Source organism: Agaribacillus sp. DX54, assembly GCF_056858335.1.
Genome location: NZ_JBXEQE010000001.1, coordinates 582,396 through 608,763 on the forward strand (window position 1 = coordinate 582,396; position 26,368 = coordinate 608,763).

Annotated in this window: 14 protein-coding genes; 9 read left to right on the top strand and 5 right to left on the bottom strand. The window is 43.5% G+C overall.

The window, feature by feature from the left end; genetic code table 11:
- Nucleotides 1–46: 46 nt before the first annotated feature.
- Nucleotides 47–1,246 (top strand): DNA polymerase IV, encoded by a 1,200-nt coding sequence (gene dinB, locus AC04NP_RS02405; protein ID WP_482857755.1) that lies wholly within the window; start codon nt 47–49, stop codon nt 1,244–1,246.
- 30 nt (nt 1,247–1,276) lie between these two features.
- On the opposite strand, the gene AC04NP_RS02410 is transcribed toward dinB, so the two are convergent.
- The 4 genes from AC04NP_RS02410 to AC04NP_RS02425 form a co-directional block, all read right to left on the bottom strand.
- The gene (locus AC04NP_RS02410; protein ID WP_482857720.1) at nt 1,277–3,868 is read right to left on the bottom strand and encodes a zinc-dependent metalloprotease; all 2,592 of its coding nucleotides are present in this window, start codon (nt 3,866–3,868) and stop codon (nt 1,277–1,279) included.
- Nucleotides 3,869–4,250: 382 nt separating this feature from the next.
- Nucleotides 4,251–6,860, bottom strand: coding sequence for a zinc-dependent metalloprotease (locus tag AC04NP_RS02415; RefSeq protein WP_482857721.1), 2,610 nt, complete (start codon nt 6,858–6,860; stop codon nt 4,251–4,253).
- A gap of 115 nt (nt 6,861–6,975) precedes the next feature.
- A complete protein-coding gene (locus AC04NP_RS02420; protein WP_482857723.1) occupies nt 6,976–8,040 on the bottom strand; it encodes an agmatinase family protein in 1,065 nt (354 codons plus the stop codon).
- Entirely contained in the window at nt 8,037–10,391 is a 2,355-nt protein-coding gene (locus AC04NP_RS02425; protein ID WP_482857724.1) for a T9SS type A sorting domain-containing protein, read from the bottom strand. Before AC04NP_RS02425 ends, AC04NP_RS02420 begins: the two co-directional genes overlap by 4 nt.
- A 314-nt stretch (nt 10,392–10,705) precedes the next feature.
- On the opposite strand from AC04NP_RS02425, the gene AC04NP_RS02430 reads away from it, so the two are divergent.
- Nucleotides 10,706–11,890, top strand: coding sequence for an aminotransferase class V-fold PLP-dependent enzyme (locus tag AC04NP_RS02430; protein ID WP_482857725.1), 1,185 nt, complete (start codon nt 10,706–10,708; stop codon nt 11,888–11,890).
- Between the two features lie 21 nt (nt 11,891–11,911).
- A complete protein-coding gene (locus AC04NP_RS02435) occupies nt 11,912–12,886 on the top strand; it encodes a TolB family protein (RefSeq protein WP_482857727.1) in 975 nt (324 codons plus the stop codon).
- A gap of 279 nt (nt 12,887–13,165) precedes the next feature.
- Here AC04NP_RS02435 and AC04NP_RS02440 read toward each other — a convergent pair whose 3' ends face one another.
- Entirely contained in the window at nt 13,166–14,179 is a 1,014-nt protein-coding gene (locus AC04NP_RS02440) for an alpha/beta hydrolase (protein ID WP_482857729.1), read from the bottom strand.
- A 135-nt stretch (nt 14,180–14,314) separates the two neighbouring features.
- Here AC04NP_RS02440 and guaA point away from each other — a divergent pair, with 135 nt between their 5' ends.
- From guaA to AC04NP_RS02470, 6 genes are all read left to right on the top strand, one after another.
- Entirely contained in the window at nt 14,315–15,844 is a 1,530-nt protein-coding gene (gene guaA, locus AC04NP_RS02445; RefSeq protein ID WP_482857730.1) for a glutamine-hydrolyzing GMP synthase, read from the top strand.
- An 11-nt stretch (nt 15,845–15,855) separates the two neighbouring features.
- The gene (locus AC04NP_RS02450; protein WP_482857732.1) at nt 15,856–17,565 is read left to right on the top strand and encodes an ABC transporter substrate-binding protein; all 1,710 of its coding nucleotides are present in this window, start codon (nt 15,856–15,858) and stop codon (nt 17,563–17,565) included.
- Entirely contained in the window at nt 17,565–18,872 is a 1,308-nt protein-coding gene (gene hemL / locus AC04NP_RS02455) for a glutamate-1-semialdehyde 2,1-aminomutase (RefSeq protein WP_482857734.1), read from the top strand. The genes AC04NP_RS02450 and hemL overlap by 1 nt, the downstream gene beginning before the upstream one ends.
- Before the next feature lie 353 nt (nt 18,873–19,225).
- Nucleotides 19,226–21,133, top strand: coding sequence for a polysaccharide biosynthesis protein (locus AC04NP_RS02460; protein WP_482857735.1), 1,908 nt, complete (start codon nt 19,226–19,228; stop codon nt 21,131–21,133).
- A gap of 477 nt (nt 21,134–21,610) precedes the next feature.
- Nucleotides 21,611–24,865 (top strand): SusC/RagA family TonB-linked outer membrane protein, encoded by a 3,255-nt coding sequence (locus AC04NP_RS02465; RefSeq protein ID WP_482857737.1) that lies wholly within the window; start codon nt 21,611–21,613, stop codon nt 24,863–24,865.
- A gap of 61 nt (nt 24,866–24,926) precedes the next feature.
- Nucleotides 24,927–26,291: a SusD/RagB family nutrient-binding outer membrane lipoprotein gene (locus AC04NP_RS02470; RefSeq protein WP_482857739.1), complete on the top strand. Its 1,365-nt coding sequence runs from the start codon at nt 24,927–24,929 to the stop codon at nt 26,289–26,291.
- The last annotated feature ends 77 nt before the right edge of the window (nt 26,292–26,368 follow it).

The following is a 26,368-nucleotide window of genomic DNA, read 5'->3' on the forward strand; positions in this document are numbered from 1 at the left end:
AAACACTTAATTTTAGTTTCCTTTTCAGGAAGAAATGTAGTGAATGATGGAAACTAACAACGAAAACCGATCTATTATTCATATGGACTTGGACAGCTTTTTTGTCTCGGTAGAATGTTTAATTGACAGTAGCCTGAAAGGTAAACCGCTTTTAATAGGTGGTAATGGTGGCAGGGGTGTAGTGGCTTCGTGCAGCTATGAAACCAGAAAGTTCGGGGTGCATTCAGCCATGCCTATGTCTTTGGCCAAGCAGTTGTGCCCTGATGCCATTATCATCTCGGGTGATATGGAGGCTTACACCAGATATTCTCATATGGTTACAGAGATAATTGCCGATAGCGCCCCGCTTTTTGAGAAATCCTCTATTGATGAATTTTATATAGATGCCAGTGGCATGGATCGCTTTTTCGGTTGTTTTATGTGGGCAAAGGAACTTAGGCAAAAAATTATGAAGCATACCGGCCTGCCGCTGTCCATGGGGCTGTCTGCCAATAAAATGGTCTCCAAAGTGGCAACCGGCGAAGCCAAACCCTGCGGTGAAAAGCGTGTGATAAGAGGTACTGAAAAAGCCTTTCTGGCCCCGATGCCTATCCGGAAAATCCCTATGCTGGGTGACAAAACTGCGCGTTTTCTGAATGATATGGGCATCGGGACAGTAAAGGTTTTACGAGAGATGCCCGTGAATATGCTGGAGCATATTTTAGGGAAAAACGGCCGCCTGATATGGAACCGGGCCCACGGTATCGATCATTCGCCCGTTGTTCCCTATACCGAAAGAAAGTCAATTTCCAGTGAGATAACTTTTGACAGCGATACTATCGACGTACAGAAGCTCAAGGCTCTTTTTGTGGCGATGATCGAAAAACTGGCTTTCAAATTACGCAAGGAGAAACACCTTACTTCTTGCCTTACAGTTAAAATCCGCTATTCGGACTTCGAAACTGTTACCAGGCAGAAGCATATCCCTTATACATCCTCTGATCACACCTTGATTAATCTGGCGCTGGCGCTGTTTGACAAACTGTATGATCGACGGCTGCTCATCAGGCTTATCGGTGTCCGCCTCAGCAATCTGGTACACGGACATTACCAGATTGACCTTTTTGACGATACCCAGGAGTGGATCCGGCTATACCAGGCCATGGACCACATCAAACACAAATACGGCCAGGAAAAAGTGGTAAGAGCCAACACCCTGGGTTTATCGAAGCGTGTACGTATGGACAATAATGTGTTTATGGGGTGACCCTTGCACTGATTTTCATATTATCCGGAACTACTGAATATGCTCCAGTGCATTATCAATCAGTAGCTTGAGATGCCTTTTATGGGCAATGGTTTCCAGGTTACCCTGTGGTATCTGTACCCAGTTTTTTATTTGCCAAAGATTATTGATGGCCATGGAACGGCTTCTGGGCGAATACTTATCCTTGTTATTTCCGGTCAGAAGTGTAATAACCTGCCTCGTATAAGTGAGTTGAAGATTCTGACGGAAGGAGTTGACGTCTCCTTTGATATCATCGGAAAAAATAGCGTCGTTGAGATCTTCCATGAATGTGGGTAAAGCATAACTGTTTCCATACAATTCGGAATCACTGATTCTTTGCAGGGTGTGGTGGTGCAACAAATGCTTTAACACACTTTCCTGTATGGCCAGAATCCTTTGGTGTATTTTTGGATCCTCGGGGCTGTTAAAATGATTATATCCCCTTCTTTGTTTTTGCAGGTGATTATATAGCTCGTTAGGCACTAAAAAAGCATCGGCGGCAAATACGTAGCTGCCCAGCGACTCCATGGCAAGCTTTTGCTTTTCTTTTTCTACAGGCGTAAAGGGGCTTATTTCAGGATTCTGTCCGGCGAAGGAACGGTCAATGTAAACTCCCCCGATGTACCTCGATATAACGTGGGCTGCGTTATATTGCTGGGTTGTTAAAAGCAGGTAGGCATTGCGAAGCTCATGAAAAGATTTCCCTTCCTTCCGGTACTTGAACAGCAACTCTTTGGCTACTTCCCGGGTGAGTTCTATTCTTTGTACGGCGTAATTGATAGCATCTTTTGACATGTCCCCCACATTAACCCGTGGGTCGATAGCTTTGCCTGGCCAGCGCATGTCATCTGCATCATTACCAAAGGCCAGGGTGGAATCTGTCGAATGCGCTAGCAGGCTTTCCAAATCCTCCTCATTTTCAAAGCTTTGATAGCCAAATGCAATGGCCCACTGATCATAAGGCCCTGGTCTTGTCGGCCAGTATTGCCCTTGCTTATCCCGGTCCGGTGAGAAGTTTATAGCCGGATAGTCCATCACAGACCCCACCAACCCCAAACTTTCGGTGACTTTTGGATCGTTTAAATCTGACAGGGTGTGCAATTGGCTGGCTTTCATGTTGTGATTAAGCCCTAGTGTATGCCCCAGTTCATGTAATATCAGGAAGTACAGATATTCTTCTATCATTCTGTTATTATCAAATTCCGATTTTCCAATGGCACTGAGCGCGATCTGCCCAAACTGATTTTGGGCCTGGGCATAGGTGCTGAATGTACAATGCCCTGCATATTGATGACTTTCTGCGCCTGATAACGGTCCTTGTGACTCGTGAAGTGAGAGCCCGGCTTTTTCAAAAACTTTTTCTCCTTTTAATTGCTGTGACAAGGTAGTGTATTCCAGGGTAATATCAGCCCCCAGAATCTGTCCTGTACGCGGGTTGACAAAGCTGGGGCCATAGCCGCTGAATCTCGGATTTGGGGAGGAAACCCAGCGTATCACATTGTATTGGATATCACCGGCATCCCATTCGGCGCTGTCCGGCTGTTCCTTTATCACTATGGCGTTTTTATAACCAATTGATTCAAAAATCTCATTCCATTTTTCTCCGGCCTTTTTTATGATGGGCCTCAGGTTGTGAGGAGTGGTATTTTCTATCCACCAGGTTATCGGTTCTACCGGCTCTGAAAGACGAGCCGAGGGATCCTTTCTTTGCAAATGCCAGCGGTGAATGAGATCGCGGTATGGGGTAGCGCTGGTGGAGGTCATGTCGTTCACCTGGGTGGTAAAATAACCGACCCTGGGATCATCATAACGCGGCTGATAATCATTCTCAGGCATTTCAACGAAACTGTGCCAGATGTCGATGCTTACGTTTCTGGCGTCGGTAATGGCTTTGCTTCCGGGGTTTAATACCGAAGATTTGCTATAAACATATTCAACGGCTACGTCAGTATTTTTAGGATAACTTCGGATCTGATTTACCCTTGTTTTCTTTTTGTCAAGTGTGCCCAGGCTAAATGAGAAGAATTGTAAAAAGGGAAGCTTGGCAGGTTTGATCTGTGATAAAGTTTCGGTCAGGAACAAATTATCTGCTTTAATGAGGTAACGGCCGGTATGCTCATCACTGGCCAGGATCTTCTCGCTTTCTACGATACTGTTACTGATATTGGCATCTGCAGCCTTACTTAATGGATGTGCAGGATCATGATAAAAGGAGGTGTTTTGAAATTCAAATTGCAGCTTATCGAAATATTTGGTGATTTTGAATACCTTGGACGCTTTATAGGCACCCCTAAAGGTAGCAGCATCTGCTACACCATTGGCAACCTGGCTGAAATAAATAAACTCTTTATGCAGTTGTTTATCTGATACCAGCAATTGCAGGGTGCCTGTGATCGTATCCTGATAAATGGTAAATAAACCCTCGAACTTTCTCGAGGATTCGACCAACTCCTCAATGGTGGGAGGTTTTTCTTTGTTTTTTCCTTTCTGATTTTGTTTTTGGGCTTGTGTTGAGTAAACGACAAACCCTGTAAGAAAAAGAATAAATGCTAAATGTTTATATAGTCTTCCCGGCCACACGCCCGCTAAGAAATGCTTCATAACTTACTCCAAATATATCCAATAATTTATAACCAATGTCTCTCCCAATAAAATAAGAAATTTAGCGCAAAAATCCCAATTTATTGCGTGTAAAAAATGTGCAAACTTACATGAGTTAAAATAATCTTATTACGTATAAAACGATAATTTAAGGTTTTGTATTGTTGCTGTTTTTTTTGTGGAAAAACGAGCTGGCAACCTGGTTAGCATAAATGGTCGGTTACGGATTGCGAAAATGGTGCAGGTAGGATTTTCCGTATAAGTAGTTTCTCTCACTTTTTTGTCTTGAAAGTGACAACATACTACATGAAAAAACCGGCGTTTACAGAAAAATTAAACGCCGGTTTTTTAATTGGGTTTAAGTTGTTAAAACAGCCTTTTATTATATTTCTTCCAGGGCATTGTCAATCAAGGTTTTCAGATGTTCTTTATGTGCCCTGGTGGCTGTGTTGCCTGTGGCACTGCCAGCCATTTTACGGACATTTTTCAGATTATATAAGGCCATCGACCTGGCAAGGTGGCTATACCTTGTTTTTTGTGTGCCGGTGATGGCGTTGATAAGCATAGTGGTATACTCAATTTGTAAATTCTGCCGGACCGGACTTACATTACCATAGATATCGGCATTGAAAATGCCCTGGTTTAAATCGCTCATAAAACCGGATAAGGTATAACCGTTACCATACATTTCAGAGTCAGATATTCTTTGCAACGTGTTGTAGTGCAATAAGTGACGTAGCACGCTTCGTTGCATAGCCAATACGCGGGCATGGATCTTAGGGTCCTCAGGACCGCGGAAGAAGTTGTAACCCCTTCTTTGCATCTGGAGATAATTATATAACTCTGAGGGAACCGCAAACGCGTCAGGGGCAAAAACATAATCGTTGAGCGCTTTCATAGCCTTTTTCTGTTTTTCCACCTCTACAGGTGTAAAAGGTTTTGTGGCACCTTCCTGACCGATGAAGGCCCGGTCGACATAAACCCCACCAATGTATCTTGAAATTGTATTGGCGGCACCAGCCTGCTGACCTGTCACAACAAAATAGGCATTTCTTAATTCATGATAGGATTGATTGGGCTTTTTGTACTTTTCGAGCAATTCTTTTGAGACTTTCCTGGCCAGTTTCATTCTTTCGATTGAATACTCAATGGCATCGTGGGTCATGTCATTTACATTTACCCTGGGATCAATGGCTTTGCCGGGAGACCGCATGTCATCAGCGTCATTGCCAAAAACCAATTCGGATTTTGTGGACTTGTCCAAAATGGATTTCAATTCGCCCTCTGAGCTGACAGGTTTGTAACCGAATTCTATGGCCCAATGGTCGTAGGGACCCGGCCTCGTAGTCCAGTACAAACCCTGATTGTCGCGGTCCGGTGAGAAATTGATGGCCGGGTAGTCCATCACCGATCCTACCAGTCCTACCTTTTCGGTAATCTTCATGTTGTTAATGTCCTTTATGCCATGGAACTGGCTGGCCTTCATGTTATGGTTGAGACCCAGTGTGTGGCCCATTTCGTGTAAGATAAGAAAATGAAGAAATTCATTCACCATTTTGCTTTCCTCCAGTTCGTCACTTCCAAAGACATTGAGTGCTGTCATGCCAAATAGGTTATTGAGTTTGGCCATTTGACCTACAGTGCAGAAAGCCGGATCATGATCCAGCAAGGCTTTTTCATGTGCATGATCACCCGGATACATATCCAGCGTGGCCTTGTCAAATACTTCTTCGTTCATTAAACTACCTCTAAGGGAAGCATATTCAAGCATGATGTCTGCTCCCAGTATTTGCCCGGTTCTCGGATTGACAAAACTCGGTCCATAACCACCGAAAGGTGGGTTTGGGGAGGACGTCCAGCGTAAAACATTGTAACGTATATCTCCTGCGTCCCAGTCAGCGTCATCGGGTTGTTCTTTGATCACCACCGCGTTTTTAAATCCGGCCTTTTCGAAGGCTTCATTCCAACGCAGACCGGCCTGTTTGATTATCGGACGTATTTCCTTTGGGGTAGTGTTTTCTATCCACCAGGTGATGGGCGCCACGGGTTCGGAAAGTGTGGCATCAGGGTCTTTCTTTTTAAGAAACCACCTGTGTACCAAATCCTTGTATGGGGTAGGGCCTGTGCTGGTCATGTCAGTTACCTGTGTGGTAAAATAACCTACCCTCGGATCATCGAACCTTGGTTCATAATCGTTTTCAGGTATTTGAATCAGACTGTGGTAAACTTTTATGGTTACGTTTCTTCCATCGGTTACTCCACGGCTTCCTCCATTGAGTACGGATGGTTTGCTGTATACATATTCTATCTTCAAGTCTGTGTTGGCAGGATAGTTTCTTATGCCACCTATTTTGGTTTTATCCCTGCTCAGGGTACCGAGTGTGAAGGCATCAGGTCTTTGACCGGGAAACTTTGGAGGCTTGACCTGCATTAATGTTTCTTTGAGAAACAGGTTATTAGCCTCAATCAGGTAGTTGCCGGTCACTGTATCGTGAGCAGCGATTTTTTCGGTGGCCATGACGCCTTCACTGATATTGGCATTGGCAGCTTTAACCAGTGCATTGTCCGGATCGAAGTAGGAGGAAACATTTTGAGTGACAAATTCAATTTTATCGAAGTATTTTTTGATTTTGAAAATTTTCGACCCACGATAAGCTCCTCTGAAGGAAAAAACATCAACCACCCCATCTGCAATTTGGCTGAAATATATGTATTCCTGACCTATCTGGTCCTCATTGATCAGCATTTTAATAGAACCATTGGTGGTATCCTGATAAATCGTAAAAAGGCCCTCTATCTTTTTGCTGGCCTTGGTAAGCGCTTTGATGCTCTTTTTGTCATTTTTCTTTGAAGCTGGCTTGGCAGGCGCCTCGGTCTGCCCTTTTTTGTCTTTCTTTTTTTTCTTTTGTGCGGTTACAGGACTGGTCACTACAAAGGATAGTAAAAGTAGCAACAACAATCCCCATTTAGGGTTTAGTTTTTTTTTTGACATTGTGTGTTGTTGTTAAATTTAGAACAAACTATAAAGATAGTTCAATAATTAAATTTTAAGATAAATTATAAGTTTTTTTCAGTAAAAATCACTTGAAATCTCCCTTGCCAGGGGTTTATATCATTTGTAATTTGCCCTGGGAAACCGCCATTAAATTGGCAAGATTATACAATACCCTTGCTCCCACATTCCCATCCCACTCGCTATTTTTGCCCGGTGCCACTTCACAAACGTCAAAGCCAATTATTTTTCTGCCACTTTTTACCAGGGTGTTCATCAGGAAAATGGTTTCATCAAATTCAAAGCCGCCCGGAACAGGGGTGCCTGTATTGGGGCATAACTTTGGATCTAAACCATCTATGTCAAAACTTATGTATACATACTCCGGGAGATTTGCTACGATTTCATCACAAATATCTTTCCAATGCTCCCCTGTAAAAAGCCTTCGTTGCACCCCCGGATAAAAGTAGGTGTTTATTTTTCCTTCCGAATTTTGGATAAATTCATATTCGAACTGAGAGAAATCACGGATACCGACCTGCACAAGCTTTGAAACGGCGGGTAATTTTAACGCGTTGAACATGATCGAAGCATGCGAATATTCAAAACCCTCATAAGCATCCCTTAAATCCGCGTGGGCATCAAATTGTAATATTCCGAATTCCTTGTATCGTTCGCTCAAGGCCTCCATCAGCCCCAATGGTGTACTATGATCCCCACCCAGTATTCCCACCATTTTGCCTTTCTGCAACAACTCCATGGATTGACTTTTTACCCAATGGTTGAGCTTGCGGCACACTGTATTTACAGCTTCGGGTGTACTTTTTATGGTAGCGTTCGGGGTTTTTTTCTTGCCTGATTCCAGCCATTTGATGTAGGGCCAGGTATGTTTTCGCCACTGGGCATTTTCCTCTTTCCACTCCTCGGATATGGGCAACATGGCTATGCCCAGTTCCCAGGCATCACGTATATTTTCCAATGCCAGATCCAACTGCGGCGAGGCTGTCAACACTGCCTCGGGACCTTTGGCTGTACCAGACATGTAGGAAACGGTCACCTCCCACGGCACTGGAATAATCACCATCTGTGCATCTTCTTCTGTAAAGGGCAAACCGAAAAGTTTACCCTCTACGCCTACATTATTCGGGTCAAAGTCAGGTGGCGTGTCTTTATTTCTCATTCTTTCAACAAAATATGTATTTCGCTTTGCCAGTCATTTTGAAGCTTTAAGAGGTAGGCCCCTTTTTGCAGATTTTTGAGGCAGCCGTTTATTCGATCCCTAATTTTAACTAAATCTCCTTTGCTTTGCAATATTTTTTTTCCATGAATAGACAATAGCTCCATTTCAACAGGCCCTGATTGTATGTCATCAGCAGTGGTAATGTCAAGCTTTTGCCTTACCGGATTAGGACTAATTAGAAAGGATGAAACGTGGGGTTTTGGCCTTTTCAGGGAAATGACCGGGCTAAAACTGTACCTGCCGTCATAGTCGATTTGTTTGAGCTTGTAGTAGCAGGATTCTGAAAATTTTTCATCGGTAAAATTATAGGTCAGTGGTTCGCTGGAATTGCCTTTTCCGGGAATAAAACCGATTTTTTCAAATGGATCCCTCTGAATGGATTTTTGGATTTCGAATCCCAGGTTATTCACTTCCGTTAAAGTTTGCCATGACAAAACAGCGGTGCTTCCCTGCCGGATGGCATTGAAGTGGCCAAATTTAACCGGCAAAATCTGATTACTGTTCATGTGTCCTGGTGATTCCAGGCCTGTTGTCCACACAAAGTCTTTATACTTCATACCTGACCCCTGAATAACATCACCTGTGAGACCACTGTTCTCTAGTTGCAGCGATAAACCTTCAACGGTTGTTTCATCGGATTCTTCCAGACCGATATCTGTTGAGGTCGCACCCATTGCAAGGCCATCACCAGCCGTGAAAACACCTTCATAACTTAAAAACATGATCACCTGGTCTTCAATACCCAGCACCATACCGTCCGGCCCTCCGGGTTGCCCGTTTTGGATGTCAGGGGCCGGCCAGAAGTATATCCCAAAATTATTGATCTTTTCTCCGGGTATAAAATTATCGACGGACTTCTGGCCATAGACCAGGCCTGAACTACCGTTACAGAGTTGAAGCTTGAAAGCTGAGAGGTCGTATTTTTCCGGATACTGTAGGGTTATTTCAACAAATTCACCCACATCTGCCCCAATGTTATCATAGTGGAATTCATTGATCCATGCGTTTGGAAACGCAGTTCCCCGTAAAGGGCGGGTTATTTCTTCCGCTCCCGGAGAGCTCAGCGTCAGTGTTTTCTGATGAATACCATCAGCCTGATCCGGTGAAAATCGAATATACATGTTGATAACCCCACTTTCTGAAAAAGGAATGATCATTTCACCGGCCCAGTTGCCTTGATCAGAAGAAATTTCAAAAGGATCGTCCACAGTGGCGGTAATCCCGGACTTCAGGTTTTCCCAACTGACGGTAATTTGAGAAACGGTGCTACTGTCGCCGGCGTGCACCAAGCCGAAATCCAGCCCACTTGCCTCTAAAGTTGTAAAAATCCGTGGAATCGGGGCAAGTGTTGTTTCCTGGCTATTGGCAAAAACAGTGGTATAATATTGCGGTGGACTACAACTGAATTCAAATATGCTGATAAAATACGGGGTTGACGGGATAAGATTTGTCAATGAAAACGAGTTTTCCCAGCCACTGTACACCACAAATCCGCCATCAAATGCATCCCCGGAGCCAAATGCAGCGCTTCCATTGTAGCTCACACCGTTCAAGGGAAGCGCTGTGACAGCCTGGTAGGCCCTGGCTATTACCAGCCTGCTCGATCCGTCGCCCTGATCCCATTGGACATCCAGCGATGTATCTGAAATGTTTGAAAAAGTAATGTTGGATGAGGCGAAAGTAGGTTGCTGGCAATTGTAAAAGTGATAGCCGAGTCTTTCCACGGCAGTTTCCCCTGCTCCATTTACCATGGCAAGGGTGATTTCCACCCACTCATCCGGTGTATAGTCAGGGTTAGGCTTTTCAATCGTTATTTTGCGGTAAAAAGATTTATCGATGCCCCAATCCCCGCTATGGCCTATGACATCGATACGGTTTTGCCAAGCTGTTTCATCTTTTGACGTAGTAATAACCAGCACATCGTTTCCATTAACCCCCCCTATCAGGGCTCCTATTCCTTCATGTGCCGCATGACCGGGATTAACGGCCAGTGGATTTTTATAAGTCACAGTTTCCCCGGGCAAGAGGTTTACTTCAATTCTGGTGGATAATCCGGGCTTTTTGCCCAGTGGGTCGGCAGCATTTTCGTTAGAAAACACACAAATAAAAAACCGGCTGTTGGCCTGATCGATTAAAACGCCGCTGACATTGGTAATTTCGAGGAATTTATCGTTGACATCGCCTTCATAATACTGTGAAATAATGATTTGAGCAGATAAGAGCTGGCAAAAAAAGGTGGAAAAAATAAAGCATTGATAGCTGCGAAGCGCTTTCGTTGAAAAAATAAACATGACAATTTTGTTTATAAGTTTAAAAAATTTTAAGCTGGGGGAATGAAGGGGGATAAATCAAAATTGAAGCTAGGCAATTTTCATAGGTTAAGCAATTTTAAAGCATATAAAAAATAAAGCGCATGAAAAATAAAGGGGAGTAATTTTAAAGACGCTGATTGATTATGAGCGTTACGGTGTTTATGGTTCATCTCATTCATTGTGGTTATAACAAATAAATGGTACGATTCCGGTGGAATTTATAATCTGAAAATTATAATTTGTTTAATTACTTCCGTTATTTTCAGGTGGGTATTGAATAAATCGAGGTTTTCATGATTAGTCAGGCCAAATTAACGGATATTAGAAACAATACGCCGGGTTGTAAAAATAACATTCATTTAAACAATGCCGGAGCGGGATTGATGCCATTGCCTGTATTAAAAACTATTAAAGACCACCTGGATCTGGAGGCTGAAATTGGCGGTTATGAAGCAGCGAAGCAGGAGGTACACCGCACCCGGGCGGTTTACGAGGCTGCAAGCCGGCTATTGAATTGTAAGGCGGAAAATATAGCTTTCACTGCCCATGCCACAGATTCCTACGCCAAGGCATTATCATCCATTCCCTTTGAAAGGGGAGATATCATCCTGACGACCCATGAAGATTATACTTCCAATCAGATCGCCTTTCTTTCACTTAAAAAACGGTTCGGTATTGAAATTGTAAGAATTCCCGGCACTCAAAAAGGTGGTGTTGATCTTGACGAGGCCTGGCAACTCATCCGGCGCCTACGGCCTGCGCTGGTGGCTGTCACTCACATGCCCACCAATTCAGGGTTGATACAACCTGTGGAGGAGATTGGGAAATACTGCCATGATCAGCATATTCTTTACCTCGTGGATGCGTGTCAGACCGTGGGACAACTGAACCTCGATGTACAACAGATAGGTTGTCATTTTTTAAGTACTACCTGCCGGAAATTTCTGCGGGGTCCCCGTGGGATGGGCTTGCTGTATGTTGCAGACAGTATTTTAGAGGGAGGTTATGAACCACTTTTTATAGATATGCATGGGGCAAAGTGGGAGGAGAAAGATGTTTACATTCCTTCTGAAACCGCACGACGGTTTGAGGATTGGGAATTTCCCTACGCGTTGATATTGGGTACGGGAGCGGCCATCGATTATGCTTTAAAACTGGGTATGGACAGGATTGAAGAAAGCGTCAGGTTTTTGGCCGATTATATGCGGGAAAGCCTTGGCAGTACAGATAAAATCAGGCTGTTGGACCGGGGAGTAGATCAGGGGGGTATTATTACGGTAAGCCTTAAGAACCGGGAGCCAGAGGAGCTGAGGGCCATGCTGCATGAGCACCATATCAATACTTCGGTGAGCTCAAGGGGGGCCGGAGTTATTGATTTTGACGAAAAAGGGGTAAATTCAGCGTTGAGAATTTCGCCGCACTACTATAACACCGTGGAAGAAATCGATTTTTTTACTTCAATCATAAAAAAACTTTAAACCTGAACAACCCCTGACTGTATGCGATCCCGTTACCTCATCCTATTGCTGGTTACCAATTTCCTTCCTGGCTGCCATAAATCCGGGGACAAGCATTCACGAAGTCAGGGGATTGATTCCGATAAAAAGAACCGGTACAAAATAGCCTACAACGTGTTGAAGGATGCCGAAGCTGATGACTACGAGGTATTTATTATGAACCAGGATGGTAGTGGTCAAAAAAATATAAGTAACCACAAGGGTGTGGATTGGGTCTATTATGCCTACCTGGATAAAGTCTACTTTATATCAGACCGGGACACTACCCACAGGGTATTTTTTCTTTACGAAATGGACACCAATGGAGAAAATGTCAGAAAAGTCACCGATATGCGATTGGATGATAGCCAGATTAGCGGCAGGAATAACGGCAGGGAGCTTATCGTAAAACCACATGCGACCGTTGATACGGCTTTTTACCTTATTGACCTCGAAAATCAACAACGGCAAATCATTAAACCGGCTCTGTCTTATTTTCACGATCCTTGTTTTTCACCGGACGGGAAGCAGATCGTTTTCAGAGGGGCCCGTGAAAGATCATCCCGGAGTCAGGCTTTTGATGATGAACTGTATATTATGAATACAGACGGGTCAGCTATGAGACAATTGACCTACTACCCGAAAGATGACAATACTGCAGAATGGTTTGATTACCGGGCTGCCCCCCCTGTTTGGTATCTGAAAAATAAGATTTCCTATGCCTCTAAACAAGATGGCAGCTACAGTATATTCAGCATAAATACCGATGGCAGCAGTTTAGTACAGTTAACTTCCGGCAAATACAGCCAGGTTTACCATGACTGGACACCTGACGGCGCCAAAATGGTTTTTGAACAAGCTTCCAATGAATTTGAGTTGTACAATATTTACATCCTGGATGCAAAAACCGGTAAAATCAAACAATTAACCGATGACACAGCCGCCCGGCAGGCGCCGGTTTTTGTGTTGACAGATTAACCTCCATAACAGTATGCTTTATCTATATTTGTACAATGAGCAACGAAAGAAAAAAAAGAACGGCCTATTTATCATACATAGCGTAAACCCGTAAACACCTCACTACTTTACAAAAAACAGCCTTCCAGGCAACCGGAAAGGCTATCCTTCTCGCCAAACCGAAAAATCTGTATATCACCTGTAAAGAAGGAATTCATATCGTTCGGGCATACAAAAACGGCGATAAAGAAATAATCGGAGTAATTGCCGAGCCATCCACTAATGTGTTTTAAACTGATTTCAATGCTGAATATTTGGTGATGCCGGAGCCAAACCTACTACGTTTTTCAAAAATTTTATGGTTTCGTCTTCTACGCCCTGGTAGTCTTTGGAGGTAAGATAAGAAGCGATGACATGATCCCCGGATTCCGGAAACGGGATGCGCACCTTGTTCTTTTCAGGGGTGCCAAGCTGATCGAACATTTCAAGCATGGCAGGAACTGATACTGTGTTATCCTGCAAAGAGTCGTTTTTATAATAATACCCGAGAAAAAACGGGCAAGTGATTTTTCGGAAAGTCTCCTCTACCATGGTTTCACTGACCAACGATTTCAGGGCGATCACACCGTCAATCATATAGGTTGTGGCCCAGTATTTTTTTATCTCGGCAGGCTCATCATATACCATAAACTCTGAGCCTATAATCATTTTCATGATATTCCTTCCCCAGGGTTTGTTGATGATAAAAGTATTCTGATCATAAAAGTCAATGATCGGTGAATAACAAACAAGTGCTTTGATGGCAGGATTTTCAGCGGTTATGTAAATACCGAGCGCTCCTCCCGTGGAAGTTCCAACGATAATTACGCTATCCCCAATTTGTTGACCAATGGCCACTGCCTCTTTGGCCGATGAAAGGAGTGCCTCGGGGGTTAATTTCTTAAAAATACTGTCCCCTTTAACCCCATGCTCCACCAGCCTGGATAAATACAGGTTGCAACCAAATTTTTTGGCCAGATTGCGGTGAACCGGGATCCCTTCTCCCTGACTGGCGCTGAATCCATGCAAATAGACAATACTGTAGGGGGTTTTTTTCCTTGCTGCGCTATCATACCAGATTATTCTGGCCTGATTGTCTTCTTTCATGCCCTCCACCCTGGCTTCTCTGTTATTTATTGTATTTTCAAGTTCGAGGAGATTGCTGCTTACACTGGGTAAGCTACCATTTAATACAGGTTCGGAAGGCTTCGGCCCTGCCATGTAAATAAGAAACAGTACAACCGGTACAGCCAGCCATTTTAAAGTTTTTATCATCGTTTTATTTATTACCAGGTGGTCAAAAGTAAAATTTTTTTGCCAAATATAGCGTTGAAAACAACACAGTTTTAGTAGTATGAAATAATTTTCTCAAGATTAGCATAAACTCGAATCTCCTGTTATTTTTGTGCCATGAGTGAAATGATATTGATTTTGGATTTTGGCTCCCAATATACTCAATTAATTGCCAGACGCGTCAGGGAGCTAAATGTCTACTGTGAAATTCATCCTTACAACCGTATCCCCCAGCACTCTGATCATGTGAAAGGTGTGATTCTCTCCGGAAGTCCTTGTTCTGTGAGAGATGACAACGCCCCGGCGGTTGATCTTAATAAGCTTACCGGCCAGCTTCCGGTTTTGGGCGTTTGTTACGGTGCACAGTTAATCGCTCATGCAAACGGGGGCCATGTTTTGCCTTCTGAAATCCGGGAATACGGCAGGGCAAAATTAAATAAGGTAGATACCCATAATGAATTGATGAAGGAGATGTCACTCAACTCGCAGGTCTGGATGTCACATGCGGATACCATTGCCGACTTGCCCGAGGCTTTTGAGGTAATTGCCAGTACCCCTACCGTGGATATTGTTGCATTTAAACTAAAGGAAAAGGATACGTACGGGATCCAATTTCATCCGGAGGTGACACATTCTGTTGAAGGAAAAACTGTTTTAAGAAATTTTGTCGTTCATATATGTGGCTGCAGCCAGGATTGGACACCGGATATTTTTGTGGAAACCACCGTTGAAGCATTAAAGGAAAAATTGGGAAATGACAAAGTTGTTTTGGGACTGTCAGGCGGGGTGGACTCCAGCGTTGCCGCAACATTGATCCACCAGGCTATCGGCAGTAATTTGCATTGCATCTTTGTCGATAATGGCCTGCTGCGAAAAAATGAGTTTGAGGATGTGCTGAACTCCTACAAAGGCATGGGGTTGAATGTGAAGGGAGTAGATGCCAGGCATCAGTTTTATGAAGCATTAAAAGGCCAGACTGATCCTGAAAAGAAAAGAAAAGCCATTGGAAAAGTATTTATCGATGTATTTGATGCAGCGGCCCATAAAATTGAGGGTGTAAGCTGGCTGGCCCAGGGCACTATTTACCCTGATGTAATCGAGTCGGTGTCTGTAAAAGGGCCATCGGCCACCATCAAATCCCACCACAACGTTGGCGGGTTGCCTGATTTTATGAAGTTAAAGGTAGTAGAACCCCTGAATACCTTGTTTAAAGACGAAGTGAGGCTTGTCGGTAAAACGTTAGGGATCGATGACACTATTCTCGGACGCCACCCGTTTCCCGGCCCTGGTCTCGCCATTCGTATTCTAGGGGAGATCAGTGAAGACCGGGTAAGAATACTGCAAGAGGTCGATCATATCTTTATTCAAAGTTTAAAGGCCTCCGGCTGGTATGATAAGGTCTGGCAGGCTGGCGCGATTTTATTGCCCATACAATCAGTGGGTGTCATGGGTGATGAAAGAACTTATGAAGGGGTCGTAAGTTTACGTGCGGTAAGTAGCGTAGATGGCATGACAGCAGACTGGAGCCATTTGCCATATGACCTTCTTGGCGAAATTTCGAATGAAATCATCAACAAGGTAAAAGGGGTGAACAGGGTGGTGTACGACATCAGTACCAAGCCACCGGCAACTATCGAATGGGAATAATCAGTTAAATAATGAGACCAATTCTTAATCTTTTTCTCTTAATTCTTTTCCTGGCAACCTTGCCGGTTTTAGGACAGACTAATACCAACCTTATCAACAAGTACAAAAATGGTAAGGATCTGTTTGCGCTCGGCAAGTACAAATTGGCCATGGAGGAATTTAGGCAGATCATTACCAGAACAGACAATAACCCTTATCTTGAATATGCTTCCTATTACTTTGCGGTGGCAGCTTACCGATCCGGTCAGGTTTCGGTTGCCAACAGTATGTTTCACCAGATTGAGCGAAAACATACGCAATGGGATAAAATTGACGAGGTGTTTTTTTGGCTGGCTAAGATAGACTTTGAAGGAGATGATTATTTGAGTGCACTGGTTAATGTGAACAGAATAAAAAGCCGCACTGTCGCTGAACAGGCCAGGGAAATGAAAAACTATTTTCTCGCTCAATTGAATGATGCCGAAGCACTGAACCTGTTACTGTCCAAAAACCCTTATGATAAAGATATTGCCGAAGCCCTGGCCACTTTTATTATCAATCAGCCCATTATGGATCAGGACCGTAGTTTACTTGAATTTTTGGTGAATGAATTTGAGCTTAATCCAGTCAGGTATGACAAGGGTAGAATTATGGCCTCCAACAAAAAAGATAGTTATAATGTTGCGGTGGTTTTGCCTTTTATGACTGATAAGCTGCAATCTGAGTCTTTAGCTTTAGGTAGAAACCTCGTAATTGACTTGTATGAGGGGATAAAAATCGGTGTTGAAAAACTGGAGAAATCCGGTATAAAAATAAACCTGTTTGCTTTTGATACCAAAAGAGACAGTTTAACCACCCGGCAATTAATAGATAATGGAGAGCTAAGCAGCATGGATTTGATCATTGGTCCGTTGTCAGAGGTCACCAGCAATATACTTTCAAACTACTGCTTTGAACAGCGCATTAATATGGTAAATCCGCTTTCGTATAATTCAAAAGTGATAGGTAACAATCCTTTTTCGTTTTTATTCAAGCCAAGCCTGGAGACCCAGGCGATCAAAGCTGCTGAATTTGCGGTTAACAATTTTGAAAATCCCAGGCTGAAAATTATTTACGGAGATGCCGTGAAAGATTCGATATTGGCGCATAGCTACAAGGCACGAATTCAGGCGGATTCGTTTGAAATAGCCGGCATTCACAAAGTATCGAGCGCCAATGCCAAGGATGTACTGCGGTTGCTGAATGCTCATGTTGTAGCTGATGAAGAAAATCAGGATTTAGACAGTCTGGGACATGTATTCCTGGCCTCGGATGACAGGCTGCTCATGGCAAATCTCATCACGGCCCTCGAGGCAAGGGGTGATAATCTGCCGCTGATAGGCACTGAATCGTGGCTCAACGCCAGGGCTATTGAATATGATCAGATCGACAGATTGGGGGTAAGCATTATATCTCCTAACTATATTGATTTCAGTAAAGAAAGTGTGGATAGTTTCAGGGAGTTTTATCATTACAGGACAAACGTGTTCCCCTCCAAACATGCTTACAACGGATATGCATTGATTTCTTTTTTTGGAAAGATGTTATATGAAAATGGGGTGTATTTTCAGATTGCATTCAGGGACATGGGCTTTGTAGGAGGTGAAATTTATGAAGGTTTCAACTATGCTACCGGTAATGACAATCAACATACTCCATTGGTTAAATTTGTGGAATCGGAACTAAAGGTGATAAACAAATAATGGCAACATCATTCATGTTAGAAAACAGGATCAGCCGGGCGTTATTTAAAAGGGCAAAGGAATATATTCCCGGGGGGGTTAATTCTCCGGTGCGCGCTTTTAAGGCCGTGGGAGGTGATCCGTTATTCATACAAAAAGCATCGGGTGCCTATCTTTACGACGAAGATGGTAATCGATTTATTGATTATATAAATTCCTGGGGGCCGATGATCCTGGGGCATGGTAATGGGCTGATAGAGGAAGCGGTATCTACGGCGATTAAAAACTCGTTGTCATTCGGCGCACCCACCAAAAAGGAGGTAGAGATCGCAGAATTGATTACCGAAATGGTACCCTCGGTGGATAAAATCAGGATGGTTAACTCAGGTACCGAGGCCACCATGTCGGCCATCAGAGTAGCCAGGGGCGTGACAGGCAAAGATAAAATCATTAAATTTGAAGGTTGCTATCATGGCCATGGGGATTCTTTTCTGATAGCCGCCGGTAGTGGTGCTGTTACTATGGGGACGCCTGACAGTCCGGGTGTTACCCAAGGAACCGCAGGGGACACCTTGCTGGCGCCCTTTAATGATCCGGATACGGTTAAAGATCTGGTAGCGGCCAATGAGGGGCAGATCGCCTGTATAATTCTTGAACCTGTCGCCGGAAATATGGGTTGTGTTCCTCCGGAGCCGGGATTTTTGGAAGGATTAAGGGAAATGTGTGATAAACACGGTATAATTCTGATTTTTGATGAGGTGATGACCGGATTTCGACTGGCCAGGGGAGGGGCACAGGAACGGTATGGCGTAGTGCCCGATCTGACAACTTTGGGCAAGATTATCGGGGGAGGAATGCCCGTGGGCGCCTATGGAGGCAAAAAGGAAATTATGGATTACGTGTCTCCGGAAGGGCCGGTATATCAGGCGGGTACCCTATCGGGAAACCCGGTGGCGATGTCGGCAGGCTATGCAATATTATCTTACCTGAACGACCACAATGAGGTTTATGATCAAATAGAAGATACCACCAACAAAATCGTGCGAGGTATCAGCAGCAACCTTAAACAACTGAATCTGAATTATACCATTAACCAGGTCGGATCAATGTTCAGCTTGTTTTTTTCACCCGGAAAAATAACCGATTTTAACCTGGCAAAGCGCTGTGATACAGAAAAATTCGGTGCTTACTTCAAGCTTATGCTTGATCAGGGAATTTATCTGGCACCTTCTCAGTTTGAGGCTTTGTTTGTTTCATCGGCGATTGGTGATGCGGAAATCGAAAAAACCATCAGGGCTAATTATGCGTCATTGAAGTCATTGATATAACAAAAAGGAAAGAAAGGGCTCTGCCAGAAAGAAAAAGAACAGGCAATAAATATACATAAAACCTGACAGATTGAATTTCATCAACGGGTTTTATCAAATTTCAGCCTATGACCATCTCATGGCATTAGGATTAGCTTCACCGGATTTTCCTTTTCAACACTATGAAATTCTCCTAAGTAATTATTTCAAATCCCGTTAAATTGAATTATATTCACAACGTCCCTACTTTTTAAACATTTACCAATTAAAGGAAAGATTCGAAGCGTATTGTATCGACTACTTCTATATTATCTTATTAGCAGAGTATTTTAAGGGTTACATATCTTTAATCAGGAAGATATAATGATGAGGTCATGAAGCGGTTTTTTAAAAGCTTAAAAATTCTTCCGCGCTGGATTATCATGTTGATTGATTTAATGATCATTTTTGGCGCTGTGATGCTGGCTTATGCCTTGCGGTTCAATTTTGTGATTCGGGACATTCTGAATAATGATTTTGAAGTAGGCTGCCTTTTGTACCTGGCATCTTCTTTTATCGCTATTCTGATCTCACAGAGTTATGCAGGCATTATTCGTTTTACCACTTTGCAGGATGGATTGCGCATTGTATACATGTGTACGATGGCCACGTTGTTTGTATTGATAGTCAATTTAATATCACTCAATCTGGGTGTCAGCCTCATGCCGAGGTCGGTGATTATTATTAGTTATTTCAATTCGATTATTTTTCTGTTTTCTTACCGTCTCACGGTAAAATATGTTTTTAACTACTTCACCAATGCCATTAAACATTTTTCCAATGCGGCTATTTTTGGTGCCGGGGAATTTGGAATTATTACTAAACAGGTGATCAATCATGATCAAAAATCCAACCTGAAAGTGGTGGCATTTCTCGATGATGATCCCCGTAAAATCGGGAATGTTATCAATGGTGCCAGGGTGTATAAAGCCACTACTGAACTGCCTTATCTGATTGAAAAGTATGAGGTAAAGGAGTTGATCATCACCATCCGTGACTTGCCGCTGGAGCGTAAAAATCAAATTGTGGATCTTTGCCTGACGTATGGCGTAAGGGTCCGGATAATTCCTAAAACCGATCAGTGGGTAAAAGGGGAGTTGGATCTTAATCAAATCCGTGAGATTAAGATTGAAGATTTGCTGGGGCGGGAATCGGTTAAACTGGATAACCGGGAGGTAAGGGAACAGATAAGAGGTAAGACCGTGTTGATAACCGGGGCGGGTGGTTCGATAGGGAGTGAAATGGTCAGGCAGGTGGCCGCATTTCTTCCCGATACGCTGATTTTGCTGGATCAGGGTGAAACCCCGCTGTATGAAATTAACAGGGAGATAAAAGATTTTTCAGGACATGTAAAGGTGATCCCGGTTATTGCGGACGTTTCGGATATCTGTAGAATGGAAAAGGTATTTGCCACTTTTCAGCCCGGACTTGTGTTCCATGCCGCTGCCTACAAACACGTGCCTATGATGGAAAAAAATCCCTCAGAGGCTGTTTTGTGTAATATTTTGGGAACCCAAACCCTGGCTGATCTCGCAGTCAAATACAAGGTCAGGAAATTTGTGATGATTTCTACCGACAAGGCCGTAAATCCTACCAATGTAATGGGAGCTACCAAGAGAATTGCAGAAATATATGTACAGTCACTGAACGTTTTTTTAAGTAAAGCCCAGCCTGATTGTACGGCCTTTGTGACCACGAGATTTGGTAATGTTTTAGGTTCTAACGGTTCGGTGATACCTTTATTTAAGAAACAAATCGAAAGTGGAGGGCCTGTAACAGTAACACACCCGGAAATGACGCGGTTTTTTATGACAATCCCGGAAGCCTGTCAACTTTCGCTCGAGGCCGGCATTATGGGGCAGGGAAGCGAAATTTTCATTATTGATATGGGTGAATCAGTAAAAATTGTGGACCTGGCCCGAAAAATGATCCGGTTATCCGGTAAAAAGCTGGGAAAGGATATCGAAATTGTATTTACAGGCATCCGGGATGGGGAAAAACTCTACGAAGAGTTGCTTAGCAATAAAGAAAATACACTTCCAACACATCACTCCAAGATATTAATTGCCAGTGTGAGGCCTGAAGCTCATAAGCAAGTGAGTAAGAAAATCAACAAGCTCATTGAGTTGGCGCAAAGGGGATTGGAATATGAACTGGTGGATTTGATGAAGGAGATTGTGCCGGAATACATTAGCCATAATTCCGGATTTGAAAAACGTAATAAAAGACCCCGAAATCTATGACCATCTCTGCCCGTGCCGGTAATCCCCTGATAGTCTGATTTATACCCCAAAAAATAACCCTGTCAAAATGGAATAAAACCAAAAATGGCCAATAATATTGGATTAATACCTCAATTTTAGGTACTACCTTCTATTTATATATAACTAAAAATACGTTACTATAATATGGGGGATAATAAAAATTCATTTTTTCCCTACATTCCCATTTATCTATATTTAGTTTAAATTTTTATTAAAATAATTCTAACTACTATTACCCCCTTTTAAATCGTATATCGAAAAAATCGATATGGCTTCAAATTTTTAAACTGCCAAAATACTACAGATCTGGTGATTTATCTGCGGCATTGATATCCATACATTTGGTACAGGTAACAAAAGCATTCCTACTAGTAAATCAGCGCTATTCTTCAAAAATCGGCTGAAAACCACTTTTGTTTCTTTTAGTCTTTTTATTAACCAGATAAATTTTAACCTATGAAAAAAAATCTACTGTTTTTGATTTTGCTCTTATGTAGTATTCCCTTCAGTCAAATAAGGGCACAGGAACGAACTGTATCGGGTAAGGTTACCACCGCCCCTGATGGTGAGGGATTGCCTGGTGTTAACGTGCTGCTTAAAGGAACTACCGTAGGAGTCGTGACAGACATTAATGGCAATTACAAAATCAATGTTCCTAACGAAGGAGGTACACTGGTTTATTCATCTATCGGTCTGATCTCGCAGGAAATAGCAATCGGCAACCGGTCTGTCATCGATATAGTCATGGTCGATGATGTCAGGCAACTTTCTGAGGTAGTTGTTACTGCGGTTGGTTTAACGGCCAATAAACGCGATCTGGGTTATTCCATTCAGGAAGTTAAGGCGGAGGAGATTACCCGTTCCGGTGAAACTAATCTTGTGGCTGCACTGGCCCAAAAGGCGGCGGGCGTGCAGGTGATCAGTTCCGGTGGCACAGCCGGGGCCGCTGCCCAAATCAGAATCCGGGGAAATAAGTCATTTCAGGGAAGTAATTCCCCATTGTTTGTTGTAGACGGTGTCCCGATCGATAACAGTACTTTCACCACCGCTGACTCTCCGGAGGGTGCGGTCAGTGATCTTGGTTCAGGTGGTGTGAACAACTCCAACCGTGCGATTGACATAAACCCGGACGATATTGCCTCTTTAACAGTTTTGAAAGGCCCATCGGCCACCGCTCTTTACGGAATACGGGCAGCGAATGGGGCTATTATTATTACCACAAAAAAAGGTTCCGATACCGCTGGTAAGCCAAAAATCAGTTTCAGTACCTCATTTACCGCTGACCGGGTCAATAGACTGCCTGATTTGCAGAAAGAATTTTCACAAGGCCGCGTAAATCAGGGGGAGACTTTTCCTACATACCGGGGACCGGAAACCGGAAATTCTACCTCATGGGGGCCCAGTATATCTGATCTCAGATATTCGGATATCCCTTCCGATTTCGATAGAAATGGAACAATCGTTTTGGCGACTGATCCAAGTGCTACCGATCGCAGGGTCAATGCTTATGACAACGAAGGTGATTTTTTCGAAACCGGAACCACCTTTAATAATCATTTAAGTGTAACCGGTGGCGGCAAAAATATAACCTACTACGTTTCTGCCGGAAGAATGGATCAAACGGGTATCATTCCAAATACAGATTTTACAAGAACCTCCTTTAAAGCCACCATCGGTGCTAATTTAACCGATCGTTTAAAAACGTCTTTTTCCGCCAACTACATCAAATCCGGCGGCAAAAGATCGCAAAACGGCTCCAACACTTCCGGAGTAATGTTGGGATTGTTGAGAACCACCCCCACTTTTGATAACAGCAATGGTGTTGATCCTGATAAAGATCCATCTGCTTATGAATTTGAAGACGGGGCGCCAAGGTCCTACCGCGGTCTTACCAGCTCACGTGGTGCCAGGTACGATAATCCATACTGGACGGTCTATAAAAACTTCTTAACCGATGATGTTAACAGGTTGATCGGTTTTGCACAATTCTCCTATGATGTAATCCCAGGATTTACGGTAACGCTGCGACAAGGTATTGACACTTACAGTGACTTCAGAAAGTTCAGAAATGATATAGGCTCTGCTACGCTTGCACAAGGCCAGGTAGTCAATCACAGTATCAGCAGTACCGACTTAAATACAGACTTGCTGGGAACTTTTAGCAGAGATTTGGGGCAGAACTTCTCCCTTAACGCCACTGCGGGCTGGAATTACTATAAAAAGGAGGTGGACAACAGAAGAGACGATGGACAAGGTCTGGCATCCAGAGGCTTTTTTAATATGGCTAGCGCCGGAGCAGTAAGTTCGGTGGAAAGACCTACCGAAAGACAGCTATATGGCGTTTATGGAGATGTTAAAATCAGTTATAAAGATCAACTTTTTCTCAACCTGACAGCCAGAAATGACTGGTCGTCCACATTGACCGATGACAACAACTCATTTTTCTACTCGGCTGTTGCAGCGGGCTGGGCATTTACTGAAACCCTGGATATCGGCGGCAATGTATTGCCTTATGGCAAAATACGGGCTTCTTATGGCAGGGTAGGGAATGACGCTGGTTTTGCCCTGACAACCACCGGTTTTGCCCAGGCTCGCGTCAGAGATGGGTGGACCTCCCCCAATGGCGTCATTTTCCCGGCGCTTGGGACCAACTCTTTCATTCCTGATATCACACTGGGAAACCCCGATTTAAAACCGGAGTTTACTACTACGCTGGAAATTGGGGCAGATCTTAGGTTTTGGCAAGGCAGGATAACCGCCGATATCACCTATTATAATGCCAAGTCAGAGGATATGATTATCCTGATAGATATCCCGCGGTCTTCCGGTTTCCTTCAAAGGGCCATCAATGCCGGAGAGATTGAGAATGAGGGTGTGGAAATTGCCCTGAATACCACCCTGATACAGAATAACCGTTTCAGCTATGACCTGGGATTTAACTTTAACAAGTACACAACTATCGTAAATGAGCTGGCTCCCGGATTAAACGCTATTACTATTGATCCATTCGGAACACAGAGAATTCAGGAAGGGGAACCTTATGGTATTTTTTTCGGCACCAGGTTCCTGAGGGATGACCAGGGGAGAATGGTGATTGATCCCGGTACAGGAATGCCTTTGCAGGACCCTGTCGATGGAAAAGTAGGGGACCCCACCCCGGACTGGACCCTGGGAATCAGAAATACCTTTAGCTATAAAGGACTCTCACTGTCGTTTCTTCTGGACATCAGACAAGGTGGTGACGTCTACAATGGCACCTCCGGAGTGCTTAACAACTTTGGTGTAGGTATTGAAACTCTGGACCGGAATGAAAGGGTAATCTTTCCCGGTGTGCTGGCTGATGAGGATGGCAACCCAACCAATATCATCAATAATATCGAAGTTGTGAAAGGAGGAACCGATGGAGGTACTAATTTTTACCAGAATTACGGTTTTGTCAACCTTGATGAGCTAACCGTCCAGGATGCATCTTGGGTCAGATTGAGGGATATTTCATTGTCTTATACCTTGCCGACCGCCCTGATTGAAAAATTACCTTTTGAAGGGGCAAGCATCGGTTTCAGTGTTAGAAATGCCTTCCTGATTACAGATTACACCGGGATTGATCCTGAAACAAACCTGACAAGTGATGCCAGCAACGTATTCGGATATGATTATTTCAACAATCCGAATACCAGAAGTTTTGGTGCTAACTTAAACTTAAAATTTTAGCAGGGGAATGCGTGAGAACGCAGCAACGTTAATTTGAAGGTTTATTTTTAAATATTGAAAAATGAAAAATATAAAACATAAAATATCTTTTATTTTACTCGGTGTGTTCATTTTATCTTCGTGTGACTTTGGCGACACCAATATAAACAAGGCATTGCCAAGTGATGTATCGGCACAGGCTATTGTGCCGGCAGCCCAGGCCGGTATGGCCTTCGCAGTGGGAGGTGAAATGGTCAGGATCAACGGGTTGTTTATGCAACATTTTGAAGGAGTTAACGCCCAGCAACAAGACAATTATAATTACCTGGTATTTTCCAGTGATATGGATGGCGTATGGCGAAGAACCTATGCAAATGCTTTGAATCCTTTGGTCACTGTATTGCGAAAGGCTGAAGATGAAGACTCCCGGCACACTGCTGCTATGGTGCAGGTACTGATCGCACATAGCATCGGCAGCCTGACCGATATGTTCGGCGATATACCTTATACAGATGCCTGGCAGGGATTGGATGAAAATTTCTTTCCCCAGTATGATACCCAGCAGGACATCTATGTCGAAATTCAACGGCTTCTGGATGATGCCATTGCCAAATTCGAAGAAGATGGCGGTAGTGGTATTGTCCTGGGTGATGAGGATCTAATGTATGAAGGAGATGTTGAAATATGGGCTAAAATAGCCAGATCGCTAAGGGCTAAATACCATCTTCGTACCTCTAAGGTCTATCCTGATGCTTACGCAAAAGCCCTGGCTGCATTAGAATCAGGCATTGCTTCTAATGATGATGATTTCCAATTTGTTTTTGGTTCAGCAGCCAATGAAGCCAATCCCCAGTTTCAATTCACTCAGGACAGGGCTGGCAATATGGAGATGGATCAATTCTTTGTAGATTTGCTGGAGGCCAGAAACGACCCCAGGCGTGATTTATTTGTGGCAGGTGAAAAGGACTTTGACAGGGATGGTTTTTATACGAGTATTAATTCCCCGGTAGTGTATATGAGTTATGCCGAGGTTAAGTTCATTGAAGCTGAAGCAGAGCTTATGGGAAATAGTAACGTTGTTGCTGCTGAAACTGCATTACAGGAAGCGGTAGAAGCCTCTTTGTCTAGAATCACCGGTGAGATCGATGAAGATTATGTGAATACTTACGCAAATTTTGATGGTCTTACCACCAATAATGAAAGATTGGAACGAATAATCACCGAAAAATACATTGCTTTGTATTCTCATGGGCTTGAAGCGTGGTCGGATTTCAGGAGAACAGGATTTCCTGCTATTACTCCTAATCCGTTGGGTTCCAATGCATTCAATCTGAATGGCGAGGTGCCGAGAAGGTTGCCTTATCCTCAGACAGAAATAGACCTGAACCCGACTAATGTTCCGACTAATGCGCCTAATTTCCAGGACAGGTTTTGGTGGGATCAGTAACATAACTTTGTGAGCATAGCAAATGGTGCGGTATTTAACCGGCATTTCAACAATGCTTTAGTTCAACTTCTCCGTGT

Bases quoted from the DNA above. Each gene is read 5' to 3' on its own strand.
- dinB (WP_482857755.1), top strand. From the start codon at position 47: ATGGAAACTAACAACGAAAACCGATCTATTATTCATATGGACTTGGAC.
- AC04NP_RS02410 (WP_482857720.1), bottom strand. From the start codon at position 3,868: ATGAAGCATTTCTTAGCGGGCGTGTGGCCGGGAAGACTATATAAACAT.
- AC04NP_RS02415 (WP_482857721.1), bottom strand. From the start codon at position 6,860: ATGTCAAAAAAAAAACTAAACCCTAAATGGGGATTGTTGTTGCTACTT.
- AC04NP_RS02420 (WP_482857723.1), bottom strand. From the start codon at position 8,040: ATGAGAAATAAAGACACGCCACCTGACTTTGACCCGAATAATGTAGGC.
- AC04NP_RS02425 (WP_482857724.1), bottom strand. From the start codon at position 10,391: ATGTTTATTTTTTCAACGAAAGCGCTTCGCAGCTATCAATGCTTTATT.
- AC04NP_RS02430 (WP_482857725.1), top strand. From the start codon at position 10,706: ATGATTAGTCAGGCCAAATTAACGGATATTAGAAACAATACGCCGGGT.
- AC04NP_RS02435 (WP_482857727.1), top strand. From the start codon at position 11,912: ATGCGATCCCGTTACCTCATCCTATTGCTGGTTACCAATTTCCTTCCT.
- AC04NP_RS02440 (WP_482857729.1), bottom strand. From the start codon at position 14,179: ATGATAAAAACTTTAAAATGGCTGGCTGTACCGGTTGTACTGTTTCTT.
- guaA (WP_482857730.1), top strand. From the start codon at position 14,315: ATGAGTGAAATGATATTGATTTTGGATTTTGGCTCCCAATATACTCAA.
- AC04NP_RS02450 (WP_482857732.1), top strand. From the start codon at position 15,856: ATGAGACCAATTCTTAATCTTTTTCTCTTAATTCTTTTCCTGGCAACC.
- hemL (WP_482857734.1), top strand. From the start codon at position 17,565: ATGGCAACATCATTCATGTTAGAAAACAGGATCAGCCGGGCGTTATTT.
- AC04NP_RS02460 (WP_482857735.1), top strand. From the start codon at position 19,226: ATGAAGCGGTTTTTTAAAAGCTTAAAAATTCTTCCGCGCTGGATTATC.
- AC04NP_RS02465 (WP_482857737.1), top strand. From the start codon at position 21,611: ATGAAAAAAAATCTACTGTTTTTGATTTTGCTCTTATGTAGTATTCCC.
- AC04NP_RS02470 (WP_482857739.1), top strand. From the start codon at position 24,927: ATGAAAAATATAAAACATAAAATATCTTTTATTTTACTCGGTGTGTTC.